At 65.6% G+C, this 26,178-nt stretch carries 18 protein-coding genes and 1 pseudogene; 13 read left to right on the top strand and 6 right to left on the bottom strand.

Annotation, left to right across the window (positions count from 1 at the left end):
- Positions 1-35 precede the first annotated feature (35 nt).
- Positions 36-2,915, bottom strand: coding sequence for a TonB-dependent receptor (locus NED98_RS00760; RefSeq protein WP_265311473.1), 2,880 nt, complete (start codon positions 2,913-2,915; stop codon positions 36-38).
- Between the two features lie 244 nt (positions 2,916-3,159).
- Here NED98_RS00760 and agaR point away from each other — a divergent pair, with 244 nt between their 5' ends.
- Positions 3,160-3,933 carry a transcriptional repressor AgaR gene (gene agaR / locus NED98_RS00765; protein WP_179514655.1) on the top strand — a complete coding sequence of 258 codons (774 nt, stop codon included), beginning with the start codon at positions 3,160-3,162 and terminating at the stop codon, positions 3,931-3,933.
- 8 nt (positions 3,934-3,941) lie between these two features.
- On the opposite strand, the gene NED98_RS00770 is transcribed toward agaR, so the two are convergent.
- On the bottom strand, positions 3,942-5,048 hold the full coding sequence (locus NED98_RS00770; protein WP_265311474.1) for an amidohydrolase family protein: 1,107 nt from the start codon (positions 5,046-5,048) through the stop codon (positions 3,942-3,944).
- 140 nt (positions 5,049-5,188) lie between these two features.
- On the opposite strand from NED98_RS00770, the gene NED98_RS00775 reads away from it, so the two are divergent.
- From NED98_RS00775 to NED98_RS00800, 6 genes are all read left to right on the top strand, one after another.
- On the top strand, positions 5,189-7,294 hold the full coding sequence (locus NED98_RS00775; RefSeq protein ID WP_265311475.1) for a glycoside hydrolase family 36 protein: 2,106 nt from the start codon (positions 5,189-5,191) through the stop codon (positions 7,292-7,294).
- Positions 7,291-8,223 (top strand): DMT family transporter, encoded by a 933-nt coding sequence (locus NED98_RS00780; RefSeq protein ID WP_265311476.1) that lies wholly within the window; start codon positions 7,291-7,293, stop codon positions 8,221-8,223. The genes NED98_RS00775 and NED98_RS00780 overlap by 4 nt, the downstream gene beginning before the upstream one ends.
- 69 nt (positions 8,224-8,292) lie before the next feature.
- Positions 8,293-9,576, top strand: a complete 1,284-nt coding sequence (locus NED98_RS00785; RefSeq protein WP_265311477.1) for a D-tagatose-bisphosphate aldolase, class II, non-catalytic subunit — start codon at positions 8,293-8,295, stop codon at positions 9,574-9,576.
- Positions 9,569-10,711, top strand: coding sequence for an SIS domain-containing protein (locus NED98_RS00790; protein ID WP_265311478.1), 1,143 nt, complete (start codon positions 9,569-9,571; stop codon positions 10,709-10,711). The genes NED98_RS00785 and NED98_RS00790 overlap by 8 nt, the downstream gene beginning before the upstream one ends.
- The gene (locus NED98_RS00795) at positions 10,708-11,646 is read left to right on the top strand and encodes an N-acetylglucosamine kinase (RefSeq protein WP_265311479.1); all 939 of its coding nucleotides are present in this window, start codon (positions 10,708-10,710) and stop codon (positions 11,644-11,646) included. Before NED98_RS00790 ends, NED98_RS00795 begins: the two co-directional genes overlap by 4 nt.
- A 105-nt stretch (positions 11,647-11,751) precedes the next feature.
- Positions 11,752-12,153, top strand: coding sequence for a hypothetical protein (locus NED98_RS00800; RefSeq protein ID WP_265311480.1), 402 nt, complete (start codon positions 11,752-11,754; stop codon positions 12,151-12,153).
- Positions 12,154-12,236: 83 nt separating this feature from the next.
- On the opposite strand, the pseudogene NED98_RS00805 reads toward NED98_RS00800, so the two are convergent.
- The 3 genes and pseudogenes from NED98_RS00805 to NED98_RS00815 form a co-directional block, all read right to left on the bottom strand.
- Positions 12,237-12,740 (bottom strand): annotated as a pseudogene (locus tag NED98_RS00805) (PEPxxWA-CTERM sorting domain-containing protein); the annotation flags it as partial.
- 242 nt (positions 12,741-12,982) lie between these two features.
- The gene (locus NED98_RS00810) at positions 12,983-14,503 is read right to left on the bottom strand and encodes a CehA/McbA family metallohydrolase (RefSeq protein WP_265311482.1); all 1,521 of its coding nucleotides are present in this window, start codon (positions 14,501-14,503) and stop codon (positions 12,983-12,985) included.
- A 3-nt stretch (positions 14,504-14,506) separates the two neighbouring features.
- Entirely contained in the window at positions 14,507-16,996 is a 2,490-nt protein-coding gene (locus NED98_RS00815) for a TonB-dependent receptor (protein ID WP_265311483.1), read from the bottom strand.
- Positions 16,997-17,284: 288 nt separating this feature from the next.
- Between NED98_RS00815 and NED98_RS00820 the strand changes: the two genes are divergently transcribed.
- The 3 genes from NED98_RS00820 (at position 17,285) to NED98_RS00830 (ending at position 21,646) form a co-directional block, all read left to right on the top strand.
- Entirely contained in the window at positions 17,285-17,863 is a 579-nt protein-coding gene (locus tag NED98_RS00820) for an RNA polymerase sigma factor (protein WP_265311484.1), read from the top strand.
- A complete protein-coding gene (locus tag NED98_RS00825; protein WP_265311485.1) occupies positions 17,830-18,804 on the top strand; it encodes a FecR family protein in 975 nt (324 codons plus the stop codon). The genes NED98_RS00820 and NED98_RS00825 overlap by 34 nt, the downstream gene beginning before the upstream one ends.
- A 103-nt stretch (positions 18,805-18,907) precedes the next feature.
- Entirely contained in the window at positions 18,908-21,646 is a 2,739-nt protein-coding gene (locus NED98_RS00830) for a TonB-dependent receptor (RefSeq protein WP_265311486.1), read from the top strand.
- Between the two features lie 33 nt (positions 21,647-21,679).
- On the opposite strand, the gene NED98_RS00835 is transcribed toward NED98_RS00830, so the two are convergent.
- Positions 21,680-22,093 (bottom strand): winged helix-turn-helix transcriptional regulator, encoded by a 414-nt coding sequence (locus NED98_RS00835; protein ID WP_179514634.1) that lies wholly within the window; start codon positions 22,091-22,093, stop codon positions 21,680-21,682.
- Positions 22,094-22,146: 53 nt separating this feature from the next.
- Here NED98_RS00835 and NED98_RS00840 point away from each other — a divergent pair, with 53 nt between their 5' ends.
- The 3 genes from NED98_RS00840 (at position 22,147) to NED98_RS00850 (ending at position 26,143) form a co-directional block, all read left to right on the top strand.
- Positions 22,147-22,755 carry an NAD(P)-dependent oxidoreductase gene (locus NED98_RS00840; protein WP_265311487.1) on the top strand — a complete coding sequence of 203 codons (609 nt, stop codon included), beginning with the start codon at positions 22,147-22,149 and terminating at the stop codon, positions 22,753-22,755.
- 80 nt (positions 22,756-22,835) lie between these two features.
- Positions 22,836-23,570, top strand: coding sequence for an SDR family oxidoreductase (locus NED98_RS00845; protein WP_265311932.1), 735 nt, complete (start codon positions 22,836-22,838; stop codon positions 23,568-23,570).
- Between the two features lie 209 nt (positions 23,571-23,779).
- Complete coding sequence (locus NED98_RS00850) at positions 23,780-26,143, top strand: TonB-dependent receptor (RefSeq protein WP_265311488.1); 2,364 nt, start codon at positions 23,780-23,782, stop codon at positions 26,141-26,143.
- Positions 26,144-26,178: the final 35 nt, after the last annotated feature.

Here is a 26,178-nt window from a genome sequence, read left to right on the forward strand (position 1 = left end):
GCCGCCCGACGCGCCCCGCATTCGCGAGCGAAGGATTACATCCGCGCGCGCACCCCGAAGAAGAACGCCCGGCCGGTATATTCGTAGAAAGCCGGCACGTTCGTATAGGTCGAATAACGCCGGACCGCCGAATCGAGCAGGTTCGACGCCTGAGTATAGACGGTCAGCTGCGGCAGGATATCGTAAGAGATGCTGGCCGAAAGCTCATGATAGGGCGCCTGTTTGATCGCGAGCGAGTCGATATAGCTATATTGCGACGACACGAACCGCGATTGATATTGGTAGGAAACCGAAGCGTTGATGCCATGCTTCTCGTAGAAGACCTTGGCATTGGCCGAAAAGGGCACCGCATCGGCCAGATCGGTGGTCGGCCGCCCTTCGCGCTTGGCGCGTGAGTGGTTGTAGGTGGCATTGGCCTGGAAGCCCAAGCCATTGTCCATGAAATATTGCCCGCCGACCTCGATGCCATAGACTTTGGCGCTGTCGCCGTTGACGTAGGTCAGCTCGGTGAAGGGGAAGCTCGCCGGCGCGCCGGGCACCTGATTGGTCGGCACGAGATCGAACGGCACCGCCTTGGTCGTCACGAAATTCTTGAGATGCTTGTAGAAAGCCGCGACCGTCAGAGCGAACCGGTTCGACGGATAATATTCGAGCGAGATATCCGCCTGATCGGCCGAGACCGGCTTCAGATTGGGATTGCCGGCATCGGTGACGACCGGCGTGTTCGACTGGGCGGCCGAATAATCCTTCGCCGAGGAAAGCTGCCCGAAGGTCGGGCGCGAGATCGCCTGTGACGCGGCGAGCCGCAACCGCAGACCGTCGGCGAGATCGTAGGAGAAATTGGCCGAGGGCAGCAGCCGCGAATAGCTGCCGCCGCCGGTGATCGGCTCGATCGGGTTGAACACGACGAGCGCGGTGCCGGTGCCCGTCACGACATAGCTGCGCACCGACGCGCCATAGCCGAGCGAGTTGACCGAGGTATTCACATAGCGCGCGCCGATATCCGCCTTCCAACGATCGCCCCGCAGGTTGATCTGGAAATAGGCGTTCCAGGTCCGCTCGCGGATCGCATAGGAAGCGAGTTGATCGGGCACGACCTGCTGCGTGGCATAGCCGGTGGGATAGGGTTGCCCGGTGCTCGGATCGATCACATTGGGATTATTCTCCGCCCGCGACAGCGAATTGAGATAGGTGTTGATGTCGAAGGTCGGGAAGCTGCGCGGGAAATTGCCCGAAAGGTTGGGCAGGATCCCGGTCACCTGCGGCGATTGCACCACATTGGCGCCGATCGCGGAGAAGGGGAAACGGTAACCGGCGAAATTCTCCGCGGTCGTATATTGGTTGTCGATCACGTCGACATCCTTGCGGCGATGCAGGAAGGCGCCGCCGAAGGTGAAGGATTTCAGGATGCCGCTATCGACGTCATAGTCGAAATCGAGCTTCGCGCCCTTGGTGCGGTCCGAGATATTCTGGCCCTGGATGCCGATATAATGGACGAAAAGGTCGTCGTTGCCCGCCTGATCGAGCGTGCGATTGGTGATGCTGCCGTCCGCATTCGGAATGGTCAGCACCATATCGGGAATGCCGTTGTTCCGCGTCGAGATCACCGCGCGCGAATTGGGGATGCCCGCCACAACGAAGCGGTTCTGCCCGCCAGTGTCGTCGGTCGCCCGGCCATAATAAGCGTCGATCCCCACTTTCAGCCGCTCGACCGGCTTCCAGTCGATATGCCCGCCGATCTGATAGGTGATCGAGTTGCGCGGCTCGTCGGTGGCGAGGATGTCGATCGTCGCGGGCTGGACGGTATAATTGGTCACGACCTTGTTGCGGTCGATCGCGATATTGTTGAGATCCCATCGCACGCTGCCGTCGTCGGCCAGCGGGGTCAGCCCGACCGACACGCGGTGGTTGTGCTCATAGTCGCGATAATTGCTGTAGATGCCGTCGAGCCGGAATTCGAATTTATCGGACGGCTTCCATTGATAGGCGACCGAACCGCCCCACCGCTGGCGCTCGCCCAGGACATAGCCGACGCTGTAGAAATAGGGGACGATGACCCCACCGTTGGGAACTTGCGCGATGCTGCGCTGGCCATCCGCGCCGGTGACGACATCGAAGGTATCGGTGCTCGAATATTCGCCGAGATTGTCGGTGCGGAACTTATATTTGTTATAGGTGCCGGATATGAGGATGCCCATCGTATCGTTGGCGAAGGTCGTGCTGACCACGCCGGACGCCTTGATGCCGCCCTTTTCCGCGAACTGATTATATTGCCCCTCGAGCGAGCCGGCTGCGTGGAAGCCCTTGTGATCGAACGGCCGTGCGGTGCGCAGGTCGATATTGCCGCCGATACTGCCTTCGAGCTGCGAGGCCTGCGCCGCTTTCTGGATCTCGGCGCCGGAGATCACTTCGGAGGGCAATACGTCGAACGCGAAGGCGCGATCGGGCCCGTCGGTCGGCAGGATGCGCCCGTTGAGGCTGGTAAGCGCGAAATCCTCGCCCAGCCCGCGCACCGTCACGCTCTTTCCCTCGCCGCGCCCGTCGCGGCCGACCGTCACGCCGGGGATATTGGCCAGCGCCTCGGCGACATTGCGGTTGGGGAATTTGCCGAGTTCTTCCGCCGAGATCGCGTCGACGATCGTCGAGGCATCGCGCTTGGTGTCGATCGAGCGCAACAGGCTGCCGCGCACGCCGCGCACGACGATCTCGTCGGGGATGGCGTCAGCAGGCGCCGCCGCATCATTGCCCGGCGCGAGCGCCGACTGGGCGGCCGGCCCCGCGTCGGCCGGCGGCGCCGCGGTCGTCGCGCCGTCCGGCTGCGGCGCCCGATCGGCCGCGAACGCCGTGGTGGACGTCAGCATCGCCAGCAGGCTCGCGCCCGCCCAATAGCCGGATTTGCGGAGTGTCGCTCCCATGATTCAGCCCTTCCTGCACCCTTGCGGCCCGGCCGGGCGCTGCGCCCGCCGTGCCAGTTCGATTCCACCGCGTCTGACGCGCGCTTCGGTCCTGCGACGTTTCGATCGCTACTTTGTGAAACAAATCTGCCTTCGTTTTATAGCGATTGTCAAACCGAAAAATAACGAAACATCGCGCGCCGATTGAAGAACCGCGGATCGCCTGATATCTGAGGTTTCGTTTTCCAGGGAGGACGGGGGCGAAATGATCCGCGATACCAGCGAGAGGCGGCAGCTGATCTCGACGCTCGTCAAGGAGCGCGGCAGCGTCCAGGTCGCGCCGCTCGCCGCGCGTTTCGGAGTTTCGATGCAGACGATCCGCAAGGACCTGCGCTTCCTCGCCCAGCGCGGGGTGATGGAGCGCTCCTACGGCGGGGCGATCAGCGCGGAGGCGGTCAACGTCACCGCCGAGCCCCCGGTCGAGGTCAAGCGCTCGAGCCATACCGACGAGAAGGTGCGCATCGGCAAGCTCGCCGCGGCGATGGTCGCGCCCGGCGAGTCGATCGTGCTCGATTCGGGGACGACGACGCTGCAGATCGCGCGCTTCCTGCCCGATGACGAGGACATCACCGTCCTCACCAACGATATCGACATCCTCACCGTGCTGGCGGCGAAGGAGCGGCTCAACATCGTCATGCTCGGCGGGATGCTGCGGCGCAAGAACCGCGCCTTCTACGGCGCGCAGACCGTCGCCGCGCTCGAGGATCTGCGCGTCGACAAGCTGTTCCTCGGGGTTGACGGGCTCGACATCGCCTGCGGCGTCACGACGCATTATGAGCCCGAGGCGATGCTCAACCGCAAGATGGTCGAGGCCGCGCGCGAGGTGATCGCGGTGACCGACGGCTCCAAATTCGGCCGCGTCTGCCTCCATCGCATCATCGACATCGAGGAGATCGATCATCTCGTCACCGAGGGCGCGGTGCCCGAGGATATCCGCGCCGCCGCGGACCGGCTCGGCTTCCGCATCCACAACGCCTGAGCTGCACGCTATCCGTTCAGCCGGAAGAAGCGGCGGGCGTTGGCGTAATAGATCTTGTCGATCACCCCGCGTGGCAGCGCGAGCCCCGGCGTATCCGCCTTGATTGCATCGACATGCTGCGCCAGCGGCGTCGCCAGATAGCGCCAGTCCGCCCGCCAGACCGCATCCGCCTCGCGAATGAAATCGCCCGTCGCCGGCGGGTTTTGCGCGCGGGCATGCGGATCGGGCGGACTGTCCGTCAGATCGGTGCCGTACATCAGCCGATCCTGATATTTGACGAAGAAAGCGCGCACCTTGGCATGGTCCGCATTGGACTGCGCCTGCACCTGGCTCATCCGCGCGGCGAGATCGACCATCGCGTTGGGAAAGCGATCGAGGAAGCGCGCAAGCTCGTCCACGCTCCATTCGAGGCTCGCCATATGCGCGCCGTCGAACGCGAGACGCGGGTGGCGCGCCACGAAGCGATCGCGCACCGCCATCAATTGTTCGTAGCTCGGCTCCTCGGGGTGCCGGTACATATAATATTCGGGATGCTCGCTGAAATAGCTCCGGTCATTGTCGGTCGTCATCTGATCGAGCGGCAGCCAGCAATTCTTGGGCTCGCCCTGATGCGCGATCAGCGGCACGCGCCTCGCCTCGAGCTGCGCGATGACCGGATCGAAGCGCGGATCGTCGAGGAACACGCGCTTGCCCGCGGCATCCTTCGCCACCATCCCGATATTCTTCCATACCTTGACCGCCACCGCGCCCCGCGCGAGCCCCGCATCGATCTGCTTTTCCGCCCGCGCCGCCCAGTCCGGCGCGCCGAAACCGTCCATCGAGAAGGTGGTAGCGAAATGGAAGCGCTTGGGATCGGCCGCATGCATCGCATAAGCGATCCGCGCCTGCTCCGCGATCGGCGGGAAATCGGGATAATCGACGTTGATCGACAATAGCTCGAACCCGTCCTTCGCGGCGAGCCGCACGAACGCCGGATCGGCCACATTGGCGTGGACATGCGCGTCGAGCTTGCGCACCCGCGCGAAATCCGCCTCGCCATAAACGTCGGGCGCCGGCGCGGCCCCCACGAGCAGCAGCGCGGTCGTCGCCAGCGCCAGATTCCGCAATGCGCGCATCTTCTCTCTCCAAAGGAAACTTAACGAAACTCACTTTATGTTGCGTTTTATATTGCGCAACCCCGAGCGACTGTGCAAGTCTCCGACAAGCCGACGATCGATCGCGATCGACACCGCCATGCTTTCGGAGAGAGCCGCTTATGTCGCAGCCGATGATGTCCCGCCGCGCGACGATCGCCCGGTTGATGGGCGCGGGCGCGATGCTCTCGGTCACCCCGCCGCTACGCGCCGCGGCCCGCGTCGCGACCGGCGATGCGCCGATCCTCCGCCTGTCGGACGGGGTGCTGACGATCGAGTTCGACTCGGCGCTTCATTCGCGCCTCTCGCGCGGCGCGACCGCGCTCACCGCGATGGAGCCGGGCGAGGCGATCCGGCTCGATGATCAGCGCATCGTCGATCGCTTCCTGCTGATCGACCAGCGCCGCGAGGCGGTTTCCGGCCCGCACGGGCGCGGCCAGGTCCATCATCTCCGCGGCACCGCCGGGGGCAATATCGAGAAGCGCATCGCGATCACCTTCCTCGATTCTTATCCCGGGCTCGCCCTGCTCGACATCGCCTATCGCAATACCGGCACGGCGCCGCTCGCAATCGCCGGCTGGCACGCCGCAACGCACGACCTGCTCGCGCATCCGGGCGGCGCGTGGAGCTTTTCGGGCGCCTCTTATGCCGATCGCCGCGATTGGGTGCAGCCGGTCACCCCGGGGTTCGGCCAGCGCAATTTCATGGGCATGAACGCCGCGGATTACGGCGGCGGCACCCCCGTCGCCGCGGTGTGGCGGCGCGACGTCGGGCTCGCGGTCGGCCATATCGATATCGTCCCGCGCCTCGTCTCGCTCCCCGTCTCGGGGCAGCCGGGCGGCACGCGGATCGGCATCGCCGGCGACGAGCCCGCGCTCCTCGCGCCCGGCGCGACCCTGTCGCTGCCGCCGCTTTTCGTGATGGCGCATGAGGGCGATCATTTCCGCCCGCTCGACGCCTATCGCCGGATCATGGCGACGCGCGGCATCGCCGCCCCGCCGATCCCCGAGACGAGCTATGCGCCGGTCTGGTGCGCCTGGGGCTATGGCCGGCAATTCACCGTCGACGAAATCTTCACCGCGCTGCCCAAGGCCAGGGACATCGGCCTCGAATGGGCGGTGCTCGACGACGGGTGGCAGACGTCGGAAGGCGACTGGAAACTCAATCGCGCCAAATTTCCGCGCGGCGACGCCGACATGAAGGCCTTTGCGGACCGGATCAAGGCGGCCGGGATGCGCCCGCGGCTCTGGCTCGCGCCGCTCGCCGCCGATCCCGGCACCGATCTGCTGCGCGATCATTCGGATATGCTGCTGCTCGATCGCAACGGCGCGGCGCAGAATGTGAGCTTCTGGGATGCCTTCACGCTCTGCCCGGCCTATCCGCCGGTGGTCGATTATTTCCGCGGCCAGGTCCGCCGCATCATCGGCGAATGGGGCTATGAGGGGCTCAAGCTCGACGGCCAGCATCTGAACGGCGTCGCGCCCTGCTACAACCCCGCGCACAATCACGCCCGGCCCGAGGAATCCTACGAAAAGCTGCAGGATTTCTGGAAGGCGCTCTATGACGAGGCGATCGCGATCAACCCGAATGCGGTGATCGAAATCTGCCCGTGCGGCGACGCTTTCGCGTTCCACAATATCCCGGGGATGAACCACACCCCCGCCTCGGACCCGACCTCCTCCTGGCAGATCCGCTCGAAGGGCAAGACGTTCAAGGCGATGATGGGGCCGAGCGCGCCCTTCGCGGGCGATCATGTCGAGCTCAGCGACCGACACGATGATTTCGCCTCGCATTACGGGATCGGCGCGATCCTCTCGACCAAATTCACCTGGCCGCGCGATCCCGCGCACAGCACCGATCCACTGCCGCCAGGCGGCATCGCGCTGACCGCGCAGAAAGAGGCGCTGTGGCGCAAGTGGATCGCGCTCTACCGCGCCAACATGCTGCCCAAGGGAGATTATCTGGGCGGCCTGTACGATATCGGGTTCGACAAGCCCGAGGGCCATGCGATCCGCGCCGGCGGCAAGATCCATTATGCCTTTTATGCGGATAAATGGTCCGGCCCGGTCCAGCTGCGCGGCCTGCCTGCCGGGCGCCACCAGCTGACCGACAGCTTCACCGGGCGCCCGCTCGGTACCGTCAGCGGCTCCGTCGCCACCCTTCAGGCGAGCTTCGAGCATTTCCTGCTCGTCGAGGCCGCGCCGCTTCAGGACAAGACCAAAGCATGAGCCACGCACCCTCCCGCGCCGGGCGCGCCTGGCTGTTCAATGCGCTCACCACCGTCGTGCTATGGGGCATCTGGGGCGCCTTCTCCGGCCTGTCGCCCGAACGCGGCTTCCCCGAGACATTGGTCTATTGCGTATGGGCGCTGACGATGATCCCGCCCGCGCTGATCGTCCTCGCGCAGGCCGGCTGGAAGCTCAACCGCAGCGCGCGCGCGATCGTTTACGGCGTTGCGGTCGGCGCGCTCGGCGCCGGCGGGCAGATGGTGCTCTTCTATGCGGTGACGCGCGGGCCGGCCTATCTGATCTTCCCGGTCATCTCGCTTTCCCCGGTCGTCACGATCGCTTTGTCGTTCCTCATCATGGGCGAACGCACCGGCCGGCTCGGCGCGCTCGGCATCCTGCTTGCCCTGCTCGCGCTCCCGACCTTCGATTTCGCGCCGGGCGGCGACGCGCATGGCGGAAGCTGGCTGTGGATGGCGCTGTTCGTCATGGCCTGCTGGGGGTTGCAGGCCTATTTCATGAAATCCGCCAATCACATCATGTCGGCGGAGAGCATCTTCTTCTATATGACGGTCACCGGGCTGGCACTGATCCCGGTCGCCTGGGCGATGACCGATTTCAGCCGCCCGATCAATTATGGCGCGAGCGGGCCGTGGCTGGCGGCGGCGATCCAGGTGTTGAACGCGATTGGCGCGCTGACGCTCGTCTTCGCCTTCCGATACGGCAAGGCGATCATCGTCGCCCCGCTCACCAATGCCGGCGCCCCGCTCGCCACCGCGATCATCTCGCTCGTCGCGCTCGGCGTGATGCCGGGATCGCTCAAGCTCGCCGGCATCGGCCTCGCGCTCGCCGCCTCGCTCCTCCTCGCCATCGAGCCGGATACGGCCACGGACGACGACGCCGCGCTCGATCGCGAAATCCAGTCCGCATAGTTTCGTTTTGTTTCTGTTTATTGCGAAGTCTGTGCAGCTCGCGTATAGCTCGCGTCAAAGGAGCCGTTGATGGAGCTGATTCGAAATCTGATCGACCGCCACAAGCGCGGTGAGGCCATCGGCATCACCTCGGTCTGCTCGGCGCATCCGCTGGTCATCGAGGCGACCTTCCGCCACGCGCTGCGCAACGCCGCGCCGCTGGTGCTGATCGAGGCGACCTCCAATCAGGTGAACCAGGACGGCGGCTATACCGGGATGGTGCCCGCCGGTTTCCGCGCCTTCGTCGAGGAGATCGCCGCGCGCACCGGCTTTCCGCTCGATCGCCTCGCGCTCGGCGGCGACCATCTCGGCCCCAATGCCTGGACCGCGCTGCCCGCCGATGAAGCGATGGCAAAGGCGGAAATCATGGTCGCCGATTATGTTCGCGCCGGTTTCGGCAAGATCCATCTCGATTGCTCGATGAGTTGTGCCGACGATCCCGTCCCGCTTCCCGAACGGACGATCGCCGAGCGCGCCGCGCGGCTCTGTCGCGCGGCCGAGGCGGCGTGTCGCGACGATCCGGCACTCGCGCCGGTCTATGTGATCGGCACCGAAGTGCCCGTCCCCGGCGGCGCGGCGGAGGATCTCGACACGCTCGCCGTCACCACCCCGGAGGCGGCGCTGGCGACGCTCGACATGCACCGCGACCTGTTTCGCGAAGCCGGGCTCGACGCCGCCTGGGATCGCGTGATCGCCACCGTCGTCCAGCCGGGGGTCGAATTCGATCATATGAAGGTGGTCGATTACCGGCCGGCCGCCGCCGCCGCGCTCAGCGCCGCGATCGTCCCGGTCGATCATATCGTCTTCGAGGCGCATTCGACCGATTATCAGCGCCCGGACGCGCTTGCCGCGCTGGTGCGCGACCATTTCGCGATCCTGAAGGTCGGGCCGGGCGTCACCTTCGCGCTGCGCGAGGCATTGTGGGCGCTCGACGCGATCGAGCGCGAAACGGTCGATGCGTCGCGGCGCGCGGGTCTGCGCGACACCGTCGTCGCGCGGATGAAGGCCGCGCCGGGCAATTGGCAGCGTTATTATCACGAGACCGGCGCCGCGCTTGATCTCCAGCTGCAATATAGCCTCAGCGATCGCATCCGTTATTATTGGCCCGATCCCGAGATCGCCGCTGCGCAAGCCCGATTGTTCGACAATCTGCGCGCGGCCATGCCGCCGCTGCCGCTGCTCAGCCAGTATCTTCCCGCCGCTTATGCCGCCGTCCGCACCGGCACCGCGTCGCTCGATCCGGTCGATCTCATCGTCGCGCAGATCGGCACGACGCTCGATGCCTATCATGGAGCCTGCAATCCCGATGCCTGAAACCCTGTTCGCGTCCGATCTGCCGCCGGGGGGCGCCGAGAGCTGGACGCGTCGCGAGATCCTCCAGCAGCCATCGACGCTGCGCGCGACCCAGGCGCTGCTGCGCGCCAGCCGGGCAGCGATCGAGGGCTTCCTCGCCCCGCTGCTCGCCACGAACGACCTGCGCATCATGCTGTGCGGCGCGGGCACCTCCGCGTTCATCGGCGAATGCCTCGCGCCGTGGCTGTCGGCGACCACCGGGCGGCGCGTCGAGGCGGTGGCGACGACCGATATCGTCGCCGCGCCGCAGCTCTATCTCGATCCCGCGCGGCCGACATTGATGGTCTCGTTCGGCCGCTCGGGGAGCAGCCCGGAGAGCGTCGCCGCGGTCGATCTGGCCGATGCGCAGCTGCCGTCGGTTCATCATCTCGTGATCACCTGCAACGCCGCGGGCGCGCTCGCCCGGCGCGATGCGGCGAACAGCTATGTGGTCGTGCTGCCCGAGGAAACGCATGACCGCGCGTTCGCGATGACGTCGAGCTTCAGCGCGATGATGCTGGCGGCGCTATTGATCCTCGGCGGCATCGACACGATCGACGCCCGCGTCGAGGCGATCGCCGATGCGGTTTCGGCAACGATCGCGGGCGCGGAGCCGCGCGCTGCGGCGCTCGCCGCGCAGGATTTCGATCGGGTGGTCTATCTCGGCAGCGGCGTGTTCCAGGGCCTGGCGCGCGAGGCCGCGCTCAAGCTGCTCGAACTGACCGACGGCGCGATCCCCACCGCGTTCGATTCCCCGCTCGGCTTCCGGCATGGCCCGAAGACGATCGTGACGCCGCGCACGTTGATCATGATGTTCGTCTCGAACGATCCGCTGACCCGGCTCTACGATCTCGACATGCTCGATGAATTGCGCGCCGACGGGCGTTGCGGCGCAGTGGTCGCGATCGCTGCGCAGGATGTGGCGGGCGAGGCATTGCTGGTGCCCGGGGCCGGTGGGCAGACCGATATCGATCTGCTCTTCCCTTATATCGTCCCGGCGCAATTGTTCGCGCTGCAGTGCTCGCTGCGGCTCGGGCGGACCCCCGATCGGCCCAACGCCAGCGGGACGGTGAACCGCGTCGTCCAGGGCGTGCGCATCCATCCGGCGGCGGCATGAGCGTCTTCCTCGGCGTCGACGGCGGCGGCACCAAGACCGAATTCGTCTGCATCGACGAAAGCGGGCGGACGGTGGCGCGCGCGCTCACCGGGACGACCTATCACCTCCAGGTCGGGCTGGACGAGGCGATCGCGCGTCTCGCGCAGGGGATCGACGCGGTGAGCCGCCAGCTCGGCCTTCCCCCCGCCGTTTTCGGCTATTCCTTCTTCGGCCTCCCCGCCTTCGGCGAAGACCCCGCGGTCGATCCGCTGCTCGAGGCCGCGTGCGGCAAATTGCTCGGCCACGGCCGCTATGCGTGCGACAACGACATGGTGTGCGGCTGGGCCGGCTCGCTCGCCTGCGCGGACGGGATCAACCTCGTCGCTGGCACCGGCTCGATCGGCTATGGCGAACGCCGGGGCCGCAAAGCGCGTGTCGGCGGCTGGGGCGAGGTGTTCGGCGACGAGGGCTCCGCTTATTGGATCGCGATCCAGGGCCTCAATGCCTTCACGCGGATGAGCGACGGCCGCCTCGCCGAAGGGCCGCTCAAACACGTCTTCTCGCGCGAACTCGCGCTCGGGTCTGATCTCGACATCTGCGCGCGCGTGATGGGCAGCGGCGGAATGGTGCGTGACGACATTGCCGGCCTCGCACGGATCGTCTCGCTGGCGGCAGAGGAAGGCGATCGCGTCGCGCTGTCGATCCTCGATCACGCCGGCGTCGAGCTGGCCGCGATCGCCGGCGCGCTACGCCGATCGCTGGGCTTTGCCGAGGAGGAAAGCGTGTTGCTCTCCTGGTCGGGCGGCGTGCTGACTAAACAGGATGCGGTCCGCGCGGCATTGTGCCGCGAGCTCGACGGTCGCGGCCGGTTCGAGGTGATCGCCCCTCGACATGAACCCGGCGTCGGGGCGGCGCTCTACGCGCAAAAGATCGCACGGGAGCGAACGCATCCCTAATCGAAAGATAGCGTCAACGGTCCGTCGAATCCTCCTCCTGCACGCGGCAAATCCGCTTGAATCGGCACCCGATCCATGTTCCCTGATCGTGCCGGGGAGGCAGCCATGATTCGAAAATTTCTCGCCACTTATGATTTCAACCTGCCGCTCAACGACGCTGCGGCCGATCCCGATCTGCCGCCGGTCAGGCGCCGGCTCGCGCGGTTCGGGGCGAGCGAGGGGTTGAACGAGGGCGTTCAGGCAGCACAGGAAATGGCGGACGTTTTTCTCCACGCCGCGCGCGAATTCAACGCCGGAATCCACCGCGACGATAGCCGCGCGCGGGTCCGGATGCGCGAAATCCTGGCGCGCCGGATCGACTATCAGCGCGAGCTGTTCGACGAATTGTGCATGCTGCCGCTGTCCGATGCCGCATCGCATCTGTGCTGGCTGGCCGAATTGATGAAGCAGCGCGCGGACATGTACGCCCCGGTTCGCGCGGCGCGCGCGCGCTCACGGGTTCGGTAGGAACCTTCGTCCTTTGGGAGAAAAAGCCGCCGGTTTCCCGGCGGCTTTTTGCTACCCGAAGAAAGTTATTATATTATAGTGGATTAAGCGTAGCGGACCGTCGTCGCGGCACGCCGGCGACGCATCGCCGCGCCCACTGCACCAAGGCCGAGAATCATCATCGCCCAGGTCGTCGGCTCAGGAACGCCGCCCGCCAGGCCCTGAACCGAAATATCGTCGATATGCCAGTAAGAAGGATCTTGGCGGAACGTAAATTTGAGCAGCGACGGGCTGCCGTTCACCGGCGTGGTGAACGAGAAATTGAAATATTGGAAAGCGTTCACATTGGTGAAGGTCTGAAGAACCGTATCACCGATCGATGCTTCGAAGCTGTCGGTCGGCGAGCCGGAATTCGAGAGCCAGAACGAAACGGTATAGGTCTGCCCGGCAACCGTGTTGAGAAGCTGGCTCAGCGTCCCGGTCGACCCGACCGCACCGAAATAGGCGCCATAAGTGCCGCTATGCGCCGAGGCGGTGTCCACCCCGGTGAACCCGGTGTTGCCGCCGAGCGTCCAGCCACTGAAATTACCGGTTTCGAAGCCCCCGTTGGTGACCAGTTCGGCCGCATTGGAGGGGGTAGCGGCGGCGGCCAGCGCCAGCGCGCCCACGCCGGCAAAAACGCGTCTTAATTCCACGTCGACTCTCCCTGTTTGGTAGCGAGGTCGGCTGGATACAATATTATTAATTGTAAATTAACTGATTCTTTCGGACCTTGTCCCCGGTTGGTACAGTCAATCGCGGCTTCTCCGCTCACTTGCGCCGGCGCGCTCGGAACGGCGCTTTCAGCCCTTCACTTGCCGACCTCGATATAGATCGGATTGCCGACGAGGATGAGCCGGCCGGCAGCATCGCGCACCTCCGCGCGCACCCAATGCCGGGCGTTGTCGGCGATCCAGCTCGCCAGCGCAATCGCGCCATCGCGCTGGATATCGCGGCGGAAGGCCGGATCCGCCTCGCCGTCGACGACGAGCTGGATCGTGCCGCCCGACGCGCCCCTCACCTCCGCCGCGAGACGGACACGCTCGCCCGGCCGCAGCCGGAGCGCGCCGCCCATTACGGCCTTGGCCTCGCCGTTCGTCGCCGAGATATCGAGAAAGCGACCCTTGACGCCGTAGACGTCGACGAATGCGCGGCCGGCGCGGACGCCGTCGATGAAGCCCTGCACCGTAAGCTCGCGCATGAAGACGACCGTCGTCGGGGTGCCGATCGCACCCGGTTGATCGGAAGGGAGATCGGCATTGTGGTTGTCGCTGCCGCCGATCGCGGTCACGCGCTGGCCGGCGTTGAGCAATTTCTGCCAGAGCGCAAGGCCCTGCAACGGGCTCTCGGCCGATTTGGTCTCGGCCATCGTGCCGCCATTGACCACCTCGATCGCCTGCACCGCGCCGGCCGGGAGATCGTCGACGCGCCAGCCGCAGCCCATGCAGATTTCACCCGACGGCGCGCCGGCATGATTGAGCGAGACGATCCCGCCCTCGCGCTTCACCTCGTCCATCCACTTGGCAGCCTGTGCATAGCTTGGCGCGGTCATGCGGAAATCGAGGAAGGCGGTCGGGCCGAAAACGTTGGAATGGCCAAAGAAGGTCGTGACTTCGCGACCGGGAATGAGCAGCAGTCGATCGAATGCGCCCTGCAGCGCGCGCAGCGCGTCATAATGTGCGGTCGTATTATGATCGGTCAGCGCGATGAAATCGAGCCCGCGCTTCGCCGCCGCCTCGACGGTGCGATAGACCGGGCACGGCACCTTCTCGCCCTTCTGGGACAGGCACTTGCCGTCGCTGTTGCCGCTGTGCATGTGGAGGTCGCCGCGATACCAGCCGGGAGCAGCATTGATCGGCGCATCGGCGAACGAGGTCACCGTCGGCGCGCGCTCGATATAGATGCGCGCCTCGAACGGCGCCGTCGCGCCCTCGCGGATATTGGGCGCGCCGAGGATCAGATGCCATTCGCCCGCCGGGAGCGGCCCAGGCAGATAGCCCGGCGTCGCATCCTCCGCGCTCAACGTCATCCGGTCACGCGTGCCGCCGCTCCAGCCGCGAAAGCGCTGAGGATCGGCAAGGCCGAGATCGATGACCGAATGCTGCGCCTTGCCGCCATAGCTGAACTCGATCGTCAGCCGCGTCACGCCGGCGGGGAGCGTGAAAGGTATTTCGCGATAATGCTCATAATCGGCGCGCCCGAGCGTGCCGCGCAACGTCAGATCGGGAACCGCATTCGCCTGCCCTGCCGGTTGAGGCAGGGTTTGGGCGGGCGCGGGCGACGCGAGACAGGCCAGCGCAAGGCCGAGCACGGCGGATGCGATCCCCTTCATCGATCAGAACTTGTACATGATCGCGGCGCGGTAATTCCGGCCGATCAACGGGCGCGCGATGAAGGTGTTAGCGCCCGCATCGCTGTTCTGCAGCTCGCCGGCGCGGGGATTGCCCTCGGTAAGCCCCAGCGAATTGTTGAGATTGTCGACATAGCCGTAGAGCGACAGACGATCGTTGATCTGCGCACGGGCGCTGAGGTTGATCGTGCCATAGGCCGGCAGGCGCACCGAGTTCGCGGTGTCGACATAACGCTTGCCTTCATATTCCCATGACGCCTGCACGCGCAGCTTGCCGTCGAGCAGATTGACCCCGGGCACCACGCGCAGGCTGACGGTCGGCACGCGGATCAGGCGCTTGCCGTCATAATCGTAGAATTTGCCCGCGGCGTCGGTATAGGTCAGGCCCTTGTAGCGCGGATCCTGCAACGTCGCGGTGGCCGAGAGATCGAACCAAGACGTCGGCCGGATCGTCCCCTCCAGCTCGACACCGAAAGTCTGTGTATCGGCAAAGCGCGCTTCGGTGACCGAGGCGCCGGTATTCAGATCGAAGCGATAGTTGGTGAAAGCGACATTGTTATACTTGGTCCAGAAGCCGGTGGCATAGAGATCGATCAACGGGCTGGTATATTTGAAGCCGATCTCGCCCAGGTGCATCGTCTGGATCACCGGGGTCGCGGTCGCGCTGGTGACGTAATTGCCGAGGCTCGGCATACGGTTGGCATAGGTATAGCGCGCGAAGAGACCCGCCGCGCGATTGAACTGATAGTTGACGCCGCCCGTCAGCGTCGCGTGGCTGAAGGTCTTGTCGTAATTGGCGTAGAGACCGCTGCCGGTGATGATCGACGAGGTCGCCGGGTTGTTCGGATCGAGGTTGACCGTCTTCTTGAGCCCGACCGCACCGCGCGCCCGCATCGTTTCCCAGCGTACGCCGCCGTCGATACGCAGCCTGGGCGTAACCTGCCATTCGTCGGAGACATAGAGCGCGTGGGTGGTCTGCTCCCCGTGCGCGTCTTCCCACTCATAGCCATATTTATAGATGCCGTTGTCGGTGAAGGTCTTGAGGACTTTGCCCGCGGCATCGACCGCCACGAGATTCAGCAAGCGGGAATTGTTCTGCACGTCGAGCAGCGCCGTCGAGGAATAGCGGCTGAAATCCTCGTCGATATGCGCGAAATAATAGCCGAACGTGATGTCATGCGTCGTCGCGCCCATCTCGAAGCGATGCGCGACGCGGGTGTCGCTCATGAACTCCTTGACTGGCAGGGTGAGACCACGCAGGCCACCGATGATCACCAGCCCGTTGCCGTTCTGGTTGGCCGTATCGTAGATCTGGTTCGGCGTGGTCACGTAGCGCAATTGCAGCGCGGTCGCGCCCGGCGCCTGGCCCAGCAGGCCGGCATTTTGCTTCAAAAGGCTGGCTGCGCTCTGCAGCGCGTTGGGGAAAACGCCGTTCCGCTGCGTCTGCGTGTCGGTGTAGCGCGAGGTGTTGCTGATCTTCCAGCCGTCGACCGGCTCGATCTCGAACTTGCTGGTGAGCTGGGTACGCTTGACCTGGGTGCCGAGGCTGTTGTCGAATTTATAGATGCTGCCGTCGCCCTGGATCATCTTGACGAGCTGCGTCTCGGGGCCGGCGACGGTGCCCTCGTGGCCGTCGAAGCCGGGCACCGCGCGGATCTTGCCGTCGGGATAGGTGCGCATCGGAATGCCGAGATAAAGCGCGACGATGTCGTCCATGCGCTTCGCATCGAAACTGAACTTGGCGTTGCCCCAATCCTTCGAGATCGTGGCACGGACCTGCCCGCCGCGATTGGCGGTAAAGCCGGGATCGCGCACGCCGCCCTCGGAGCGATAAAAGCCGCCCACCGCCGCCTTCCAGCCGTCGCCGATCGGCGCGCCGACCCAGATGTCGGTGCGGTAGAGGTTGTCGGCACCGACGCTCATCTTGATCAGCCCCTCGGCGTGCTCGCCGACCTGACGGGGAATGAAGTTGATCGCACCGGCCGGGGCGTTCGAATAAAAGAGCGACGCCGGGCCGCCGCGCACCACCTCGATGCGGTCGATCGTCTCGTCAAGGCGGAAGACCTGATCGGCGTTCAGATAGCCGAGCGCCGGATCGTGCTGGACGGGAATACCGTCTTCGAGCAACTGGACCGAACCGAAGCCGTCGACCGGCACGCCGCGTGCGCGGATGTTGCCGCTCGCTTCGCCCCCCGACGCCTCGACCCAGAAACCGGGGACCGATTTCAGCGCTTCGGTCACGCTGGTCGGCGCCTGCAGGCGGAGCGCTTCCTCGCCGATGCTGGTGATCGAATAGCTGGTTTCGGATTTGGTGCGCGCGCCTGTGCCAGCGCGGCCGGTGACGACGATGTCGCCGCCGCTCTGGCTCGGCTGGGCCTCTGCGGTGTCGGCGGGCTTGGCGTCCTCGGCCCAGGCCGGTGTCGAAACGGCGCATAGCAAGGCGAAGATCGACGATGTCATCTGCAACGATTTCATGAAGCTACCCCGTTTTCCAACCTTGTCTTCAAGCCCCTCTCGCGGGCGCATCGCGTCCCGTTGCCGGACGCGCGAGATGCGTCCGGACACAGGCCGCATTGCCGTGATCCGAGCTGTCGTCGCGGAGACGGGGCGGGCGCGCGATCCCGCTACTGCGCGCAAAAATATTTTCGGGCAGGGGATCGGGACGTCGGCACGAGCGCTTTGCCCGCCGCGCGACTGTCAATCATCTGTAACAAGCCAGTTCTAGGCGAGGTCCATTCCGCAATCGCGATGGGGCGCCGAGACATGGCCTGGCTGCGTGACATCGACATCTGGTTTGCCGATCGGGTCTTCGTCTTCAGCGATCAGCATCGCCGCTACGCCATCAAGCTGGCGCGGCAGCCCGAAGAAGCCGAGGAGCTGGTGCAGGAAGCCTATGCGCGCCTGTTCGCGCTCGACGACTGGTCGTCGATCGCCAATCCGCACGCCTTCACGATGCGCATCATCCGCAACCTTGCGATCGAGCGCTTCCGCCGCGCCGATATCGTCCGGCTCGATCAAAGCGCGCTGCTCCGCGCGGTCGATATCGCGGACGACGACCCTACCCCCGATGTGGTGGCGATGGATCGCGCCGAGCTTCGGCAGGTCGCCACCGTGATGCAGGATATGCCGCCGCGAATGCGCGAGGCGCTGTATCTCCGCCGAATCGAGGGTTTGCCGCCCGCCCAGGTAGCGGAAAGGATGAACATCTCCGTCTCCACCGTGGAAACACATCTGGTAAAGGCCCTGCGCCTCTTAGTAAAACGGTTGGATCGCCGGGAAACCGGGGCGAAGGCGGAGCACGCAACTTCATGGGAGAAGAAGGAAAGGCAGGGGCAAGTCTGAGCGACCGGGCCGTCGACTGGCTGGTGGCGCTCGACTGCGGCACCGCCGACCGCGCCGCGTTCGAAGCCTGGCGCACCGCCGATCCCCGCCACGCCGCCGCATTCGCCCAGGCCGCCGCGACCTGGCGACGCACCGCCGATCCGCGCCTGTCGGTCCTGCTCGATCAGCCGGCCGAGGCTCAGCAGCCGGCGACTGAGCCGACGCCGCCCCCGCCGGCGATGCTCTCGCGACGGGCCGTGGCCGGCGGGGCGCTGGCGGCGCTGGTCGCGACCGTCGGCACCGGTACGTTCCTGGCCTGGCCGCGCCGGGCCTATGCCGCGACCGCCGTCGGCGAACGGCGCACCCTCATCCTCCCGGACGGCAGCTACGCGCTGCTCAATACCGATACGCGGGTCGGCTGGCGGTTCGACGATGAGCGCGATTTCTGGATCGAGCGCGGCGAGGCGACGCTCCTCGTGCGCGAGGCCGCGAAGCCGTTTCGCCTCAACAGCGATCCGATCGATGCGCGGCTTGGCGCGGGCAAGTTCAACCTGCGGCTGGAGCGAGAAAGCGCACAGCTCCTCGTCCTCGCCGGGCGAGCGGCGGCGGTCTATCGCGGCACGCTGGCGCGGACATTGGCGGCGGGCAATGCGCTGGTCGTCGACGGCGCGGGGGCGCAGGTCTCCCACTTCTCGCCCGCCGCCATTGCCGCCGCAACGGCGTGGGAGCGCGGTGAGATCGTGTTCAACGGGATGCGGCTGGACCGCGCGCTTGCCGAGTTCAATCGCTATCTGCCCGAGAAGATCGTGCTGCAGGATGCCGATCTGGCGCCGACGCGGCTTGGCGGCTCGTTCAGGATCGCCGATCCCGACGGCTTCCTTCAGGCGCTGCAGCAGGGATTCGATATCGGCCATCGCCAGCAGGGCAATCAAATCCGGCTGTTTCGACGTCGCGCCGCTTAAACGTCGAACCGATGTGATCGCGCCAGCCGCAAGGTGACACGAAGCTGACGCGGGCAGGCGGCATTGGCGAATCATGCACGTAACGCGCGGGGTCCTGATTGGCATGGCGATGCTCGTCGCCGCACCCGCGCATGCGGCGACGGGCGAGGCGCCGGTCCGCTTCGCTATTCCGGCGCAGACGCTCGCCGGCGCGCTCGACCAGCTCGCGCGCCAGATCGGGGTGCAGATCCTCTATCCCTATGACATTGCGGCAGCGCGCCGGAGCGGTGGCATAAACGGCCGGATGCCCGCGCGCCGGGCGCTCGATCGGCTGCTCCGGCGCAGCGGGCTCGAAATCGCGACCTTCGGGGGCAAGGTCATCAGTCTGCGCGTGGCTCGCCCGGCTACGGTGCCGCCCTCACCCGCGCCGCGCGCGACGCCGCCACGACAGATTCCTCTCCCCGTGCCGGCCGCGGAGCCGCCGCGCGACATCGTCGTCACCGGCCGTGCGGCGGAAGCGCCGCTCCGCGAGACCGAACTCAGCTATGCGATCACCCGGATCGACGCGGCCGCGCTGTCGCGCCAGAAAGCGATATCGACCGCCGATCTGTTCAAGCAGATCCCCGGTTTCTGGGTCGAGGCGACCGGCGGCGAGGCGAGCAACAACGTCCGCGCGCGCGGCATCCCGACCGACGGCTATTCGACCGTCGCGCTGCTCGAGGATGGCCTGCCGGTGCAATATGACGGCGGCCTCGGCTATCTCAACACCGATCAGATATTCCGCATCGACGCGACGATCGACCAGGTGGAGGCGGTGCGCGGCGGTCCTTCGGCGATCTTCGCGCCCAACGCTCCTGGCGGCAGCGTCGATTTCATCACCCGCAACGGCCTCAAAAACCCGGGTTATACGCTTTCCGGCACGCTCGGCAGCTTTGGCTATGCGCGGATCGACGGGTTCGCCGGCCTGCAGCTCGCACCGACACTCGGCGTCTCGATCGGCGGTTTCTATCGCGCCGACAACGGGTTGCGTGATCCGGGCTATCCGGCCGACCGAGGCGGGCAGATCCGCGCCGGCATCGACTATGACGACGGCCGGCTCCGCCTGTCATTCAACGTCAAGCGGCTCGACGATCGTGTCATCCTCTACCTGCCCGTGCCGCTCGAATTCGATGCGCGGGGCCAGGTCCGCGCCATTCCCGGCTTCGATCCGTTGCGCGACACCTTGGCCGGGCCGGATAATGCACATGTCCTGCTCAAGACCCCGAACGGGCCCTATGATTTCGATCTGACGCAGGGCACCCGCAGCCATGTCACTTTCTATAGCCTCGCCGGGCGGCTTGCGCTCGGCGAGCGGACATTGCTGGAGGTGAGGACGCGGCTGCGCACCGGCACCACGCTGCGTAACGGTCTTTTCCCCACCGGGCGGCCGATGCCCGCGAGCGCCTATCTCGACAGCGTGCACACCCAGCTTGCCGCGGCCTTCCCGAACAGTTCGGCGGTGCAGATCCGCTTCGCCGGCACCGCGCAACCCTTTGCGCCGAACAACAATGGCAACGGGCTCGTGCTTGGCGCCAATCTGCTCTCGGTCGCGCTGCCGATGGACGAGTTCATCGGCGACGCGCGATTGAAGAGCGTCTTCGATCTTCTCGGACATCATGACGCAGCGGTCGGCCTCACCTACGGCGACAGCCGCTGGCACTATGACCGCCAGATGGCGACGGCGCTTCTCGAGGTCAGCGGCCGGGCCAGACGGCTCGACGTGGTGGCGATCGATCCGGCCGGCCGGGACGTTGGACGGCTGACCGACAATGGTTTCATCCGCTACGGATCGCTGTTCGATTCGGTCGCGATGAAAACCGCCAATGTCGCGCTATATCTGGCGGACGAATGGGCGATCGCCCCGCATTGGCGCGTCGATCTCGGGCTGCGCTGGGAGCGTACCCGGATCGGCGGCGACGTGATGACCTCCAGGCCGTTCGACCTCGGCGACCCGACGACGCTCGCCGACGATGCCGTGATCGGCGGCACCGGCGTCACACGGCCGATCGACCGTCGGTTCGCCGGACTCAACTGGACGACCGCGATCAATTTCAATCCGTTTCCAAGCCTGGGCCTGTTCGCGCGGTTGACGCGCATCGCGAGGTTGCCGAGCGCGAGCGAATTCTACGCATCGCCGAACCGGACCGACGAAGCCATCGTCCCGATCACGATGGCGGAAGCCGGCCTTATCGCAACGCGACCGCGCTGGAACCTGTCCGCCGTCGGCTTCGCGACGCATTTCGCGCGATTGCCCTTTACCGACTATCGTTTCGACACCGTGTCGAACAGTTATGTCGAGCGGACGTCGATCGCCGATACATCGACCATCGGGCTGGAACTCGCCGGCCACGCCGAGCTGATCGGCCCGTTGCAGCTCGACATGCAGGCGACGCTGCAGGATCCGCGCTATCGCAACTTCAGCTATGTCGAGCTGTCGTCCGGCCAGTCGGTGACGCGCAATGTCACCGGCAACCGGCTCGTCCGCGTGCCGCGCCTTTCGCTCCGCCTCGCGCCGAGCCTCAATCTGTTCCGCGGAAAGCTGCGCATCAGTGGCGAACTGATGCATTATTCCAGCCGGTTTGCGGATATCGCCAATACGCAGCGCCTGCCGGCCTTTTCGCTGCTCAACGCCAGCCTGAACGCGAAGCTCAACGATCGGGTCGGCTTTGCGCTCAATGCGACCAACCTCACCAATGCGCTCGGCCTCACCGAGGGCAATCCACGCGTGGGGTCGTTCGATGCGGGCGGCATGAGCAACGGCTATTTCCTGGCCCGGCCGGAATTCGGCCGCAGCATCCGCGGCACGCTCAGCCTGTCTTATTGAGCCTGCGAGATTTATTGCCGCTGGGCGAATCCCTCAAAGACGATCGCGCCGGTCGAAGCGGCGCTGCGCCTCGGTGACCGCATCGATGCGCGCCTCCGCCCAATCGATCATCATGCTCAAAGCCGCCAGCAACTCGGCCCCCAGCGGGGTGATCGCGTAAACGACGGTCACCGGCACGGTCGGCGCGACGGTGCGGGTCACCAGGCCATCGCGCTCGAGCGACCGCAATGTCTGGCTGAGCATCTTCTGCGATACCCCGCCGATCTCGCGCTTCAGCGCGCTGAAGCGCCTTTCGCCGTCGCCGAGGAGGCTGAGGATCAGGACGCTCCATTTGTCGCCGACGCGATCGAGCAGCCGCCGCGTCGGGCAGTTGGCATTGAACACGTCGCCGCGCCCGCCCGCGGTTTCCCCGAAGTGACCAAGTGTCGAAAAGGTGCCGTCTTGCATTGCGGGTTACCCTAGACAACTTGGTTCCTGTTGGAAACCGAAGGAGGCGAAAAATGAAGGTTGCTGTGCTGGGCGCAAGCGGGCGGGCCGGGTCCGAGATCACGAAGGAACTCGCGTCGCGCGGGCATGAGGTGCTCGCGATCGCGCGCAACCCGGATGCGATCCCGGCGCAATCGGGGGTGACGGTGCGGGCCGGCGACGCGTCGAAGCCCGACGAGCTTGCCGATCTGATCCGCGGCAGCGACGCGGTGATCAGCGCGCTGCACTTCGACGTGCCCGCCGCGACATTGCTCGGCGCGCTGCGCGCGGCAGGTGTCCACCGGCTGCTGGTCACCGGGGGCGCCGCGAGCCTCGAAATCGCGCCGGGGCAGCGGGTGATCGACACCCCGAGCTTTCCCGCCGAGTGGAAGCCGATCGCCGAGGGCGGGATCGCCTTTCTCGACGACATCCGTTCGGAACGCGACATCGACTGGGTGTTCTTCTCGCCCGCCGCCTTGCTGTTCGAAGGGCCGCGGCTCGGCCATTATCGGCTCGGCGGCGATCGACTGGTGACCGACGAGAATGGCGAAAGCAAAATCAGCTTTGCGGATTATGCCATCGCGATGGTCGACGAACTCGAGCGCAAGGCGCACAGCCGCGAGCGGTTCACGGCGGCTTATTGATTTTAGGCGGCGCGCGCGCCAAACCGGCCGTCCGTCCGATAGACCCGTTCGGGCGGACGGGCTTGGACGGAGTGGCGGCAATCCAACTTCACGGCAAGATCGCACTCGTCACCGGCGCCAGCGGCGGCCTCGGGCGCGAAATGGCCAAGGGTCTGGCGGCCGCCGGCGCGCATGTCCTGCTGCATGGCCGCGACGCCAAGCGACTTCTCGCCGTCCGACAGGCGATTGCCGCGGCCGGCGGTTCCTCGGAGATCGTCGTTGCCGATCTTTCTCGGGAAGAAGCCGCGGCCGAATTGCTGTTCGGCCACGGCCGCATCGATATATTGGTCAACAATGCGGGGGATCGTGATCGACGGCCCCTCGCCGAACTCGATCGCGGCGTGGCGCGGAAGCTGGTCGAAATCAACCTCATCGCGCCGTTCGATCTGGCGCGGCTGATCGGCGCGCGGATGCCGAGCGGCGGGCGCATCATCAACATCACCTCGATCGCCGGCCAGATCGCTCGCGCGGGAGACGCCGCCTACACGATGACGAAAGGCGGCCTCGACGCGCTCACCCGGGCGCTCGCCGCCGAGCTCGGCCCTCGGCAGATAACCGTCAATGCGGTCGCGCCCGGCTTCTTCGCGACCGAGGCGAATGCCGAGATGACCGCCGATCCCGCGATCGCCGAGCATCTCGCCCGCCGCACCTCGCTCGGGCGCTGGGGACGCCCCGACGAGATCGTCGCGGCGGTCCTGTTCTTCGCCTCGCCTGCCTCATCCTATGTGACCGGGCAGGTGCTGGCCGTCGACGGCGGCTATCTCGCCCATTTCTGATCGCGTCCGACCACCGGGCGCGGATGCGGCAAATTGCTCAACTCGGCTGCTGCGATCGCACCAGATGCCGCGGCGAGCACCGCCCCTTTTTCCACAACTCGCCGAGACAGCCTCATAATATCAGAAGGTTAGCTCGTCTGGCACATCGCTTGCGACGCCCCCGGCAACGGCACCTCCGCGCGTGCCCAAAATCAGCAGGGAGAATTGCGTTGTCGCGAGTTGCAAAGCGAGTTTTCGACGTCGTTGCCTCATCGAATGTGCTGGCCTTCATGCTCGTCGCCGGGCCGGGGCTGGCGGCGACGCCCGCGACGGCGGACAATCGGCCCGCATCGACCGCGGCCGACCCCGCGCCGGAACCCGATGCCGACGCCAATACCGACGGGCGCACCGGGGACGTTCTCGTCACCGCGCAACGCCGCGAGCAGCGCCTCCAGGATGTGCCGACCGCGGTGACCGCGCTCGGCGGCGACCTGTTCAGCAGCGGCGGCCTCGGCAAGTCGGCGAACGAAGTGCTCAACCTCGTCCCCAACGCGACCGCCGGCACGCAGCAACACGGGCGTCCGCGCTGGTGGATCCGCGGAGTCGGCGCGGGCCAGCAGCAGCTCGACCTCGCCAATCCGGTCGGCTTCTACCTCGACGACGTTTACATCTCCAACGCCAGCGCGACCGGCCTGCCGCTGTTCGATATCGAGCAGGTCGAGGTGCTGCGCGGCCCGCAAGGAACCTTGTGGGGCAAGAATACGACCGGCGGCGCGATCAACGTGATATCGAAGAAGCCGTCGCTCACGCCGCGCGACAACGACAATTATGTCCGTTTCGACTATGGCAGCTATAACGAGAAGATCATCGAGGGCGGGGTCGGGCTGGTCGTCGTGCCGGATATTCTGGCGGTGCGCGTCTCGGGCCATTTCGACGATCGCGGCGGGCGCTTCACCAATCTCTTCACTGGCGACAAATCGAACGCGATCCGCGACGAGGTGCTGCGCGGGCAGGTGCTGTTCGCGCCGACCGCCAATTTCCAGGCGCTGCTGAGCGTCCATTATCGCGATTACAGCACCGACGGCAGCTATTGGACCACCGCCAGCTATGCCCCGAGCGGCATATTGCGCAACGGCTATGCGCCGCCGACCGACAAGGATACGGTCAATTACAACGCCCCCGAATATAGCCGCAACAAGCAGCTCGGCGGCTCGTTGCACCTCGACTGGACGCTTGGCGGGGTCACGCTCACCGCGATCACCGGCTATGAGCGGTTCAAGACGCGCGGCGCCAACGACAGCGACTATACCCCGCTCGAAATCTCACGCGGCTATACTGCTGCGCGCAGCGCGCAATGGACGCAGGAACTGCGCCTCGCCTCCCGGCAGGACGATCGCCTGAGCTGGATCGCAGGGCTTTATTATTTCAACGAGAAGATCGTCTCGAACGCTTATTCGGCGACCTTGCCGGCCGGGGCGGTGCCCGCGCTTCCCGGCAGCACCGCGCCCGCCGCTTATGCACTGACCGCTTATCACCACAAGGCGGAAAGCGGCGCGGCGTTTGGCAGCGGCACGTTCAATTTCACCGACGCGCTGAAACTGACGCTCGGCGGCCGCTGGACGCGCGAGACCAAGACGCTCGATTTCGACCGGCTGGCCGCGCCCAATGCCGCGGCGACGAGCTGGAGCAATTATGCGCATTGGTGGAACAGCTATACCGGAAGGTTCGGCGGCCCCGGCACCTTCTCGGGCGACTTACGCAAGACCTGGGACGCGTTCACTTATGACGCGACGCCGTCGTGGCAAGTCGATCGCGACAATCTGATCTATTTCAAATTCTCGCACGGCGTGAAATCGGGCGGGTTCAATACCGCGGCGACGCTGCCCGCCGCGCTGCTGGTGGTCGCGCCGGAAAAGCTCAATGCCTATGAACTCGGCTATAAGTCGCAATGGTTCGATCGCCGGCTGACCTTCAACGCGACCGCCTTCCACTATGATTATGACAATGTGCAGATCAACGTGGTCGGGCCAAATCCCGGTGCGGTCGGCGGCGCGACGGTGTCCTATCTCCAGAATGCCAGGAAGGCGCATGTCAACGGCGCCGAATTCGAGATCGAAGCGAAACCGTTCGCGCGCCTGCGGCTCAACGGCGCGGTCGGCATCCTCGATACCAAATATGACGAGCTCAATGTCGTGAACGGCGGCGCCAATCTGTCGGGCGCGCGGTTCGTGCGCGCGCCCAAGCTGACGCTCAACGGTTCGGCAAGCTATACCATCCCGGCGGGGCGGAGCGGCAACGTCGAGCTCCAGGCCGATGCGCGCTATACGTCGCTGCAATATTATTACATCACCCCGCAGGATCGGGTGAACCGCTATCTGCTGACCCAGCCCGGCTATACGATCGCCAATGCGCGGATCAGCTTCACCTCGGCCGACAATCGCGTGACCATTTCGGCCTATATCGACAATCTGTTCGACGTGGATTTCCGCAATCACGCGCTGCCGCAGGCCAATCCGGTGCAAGGGATCACCGGCGACACTGTCGAATGGGGCGACCCGCGCACTTATGGCGGATCGGTGATCTTCCGCTTCTGACGCCCCGCTCGCGTCGCAGCGCAAAATAAAAGGGC

The sequence above is a fragment of the Sphingomonas lycopersici genome (genome assembly GCF_026130605.1).
In the GTDB taxonomy this organism is placed as follows: domain Bacteria; phylum Pseudomonadota; class Alphaproteobacteria; order Sphingomonadales; family Sphingomonadaceae; genus Sphingomonas; species Sphingomonas lycopersici.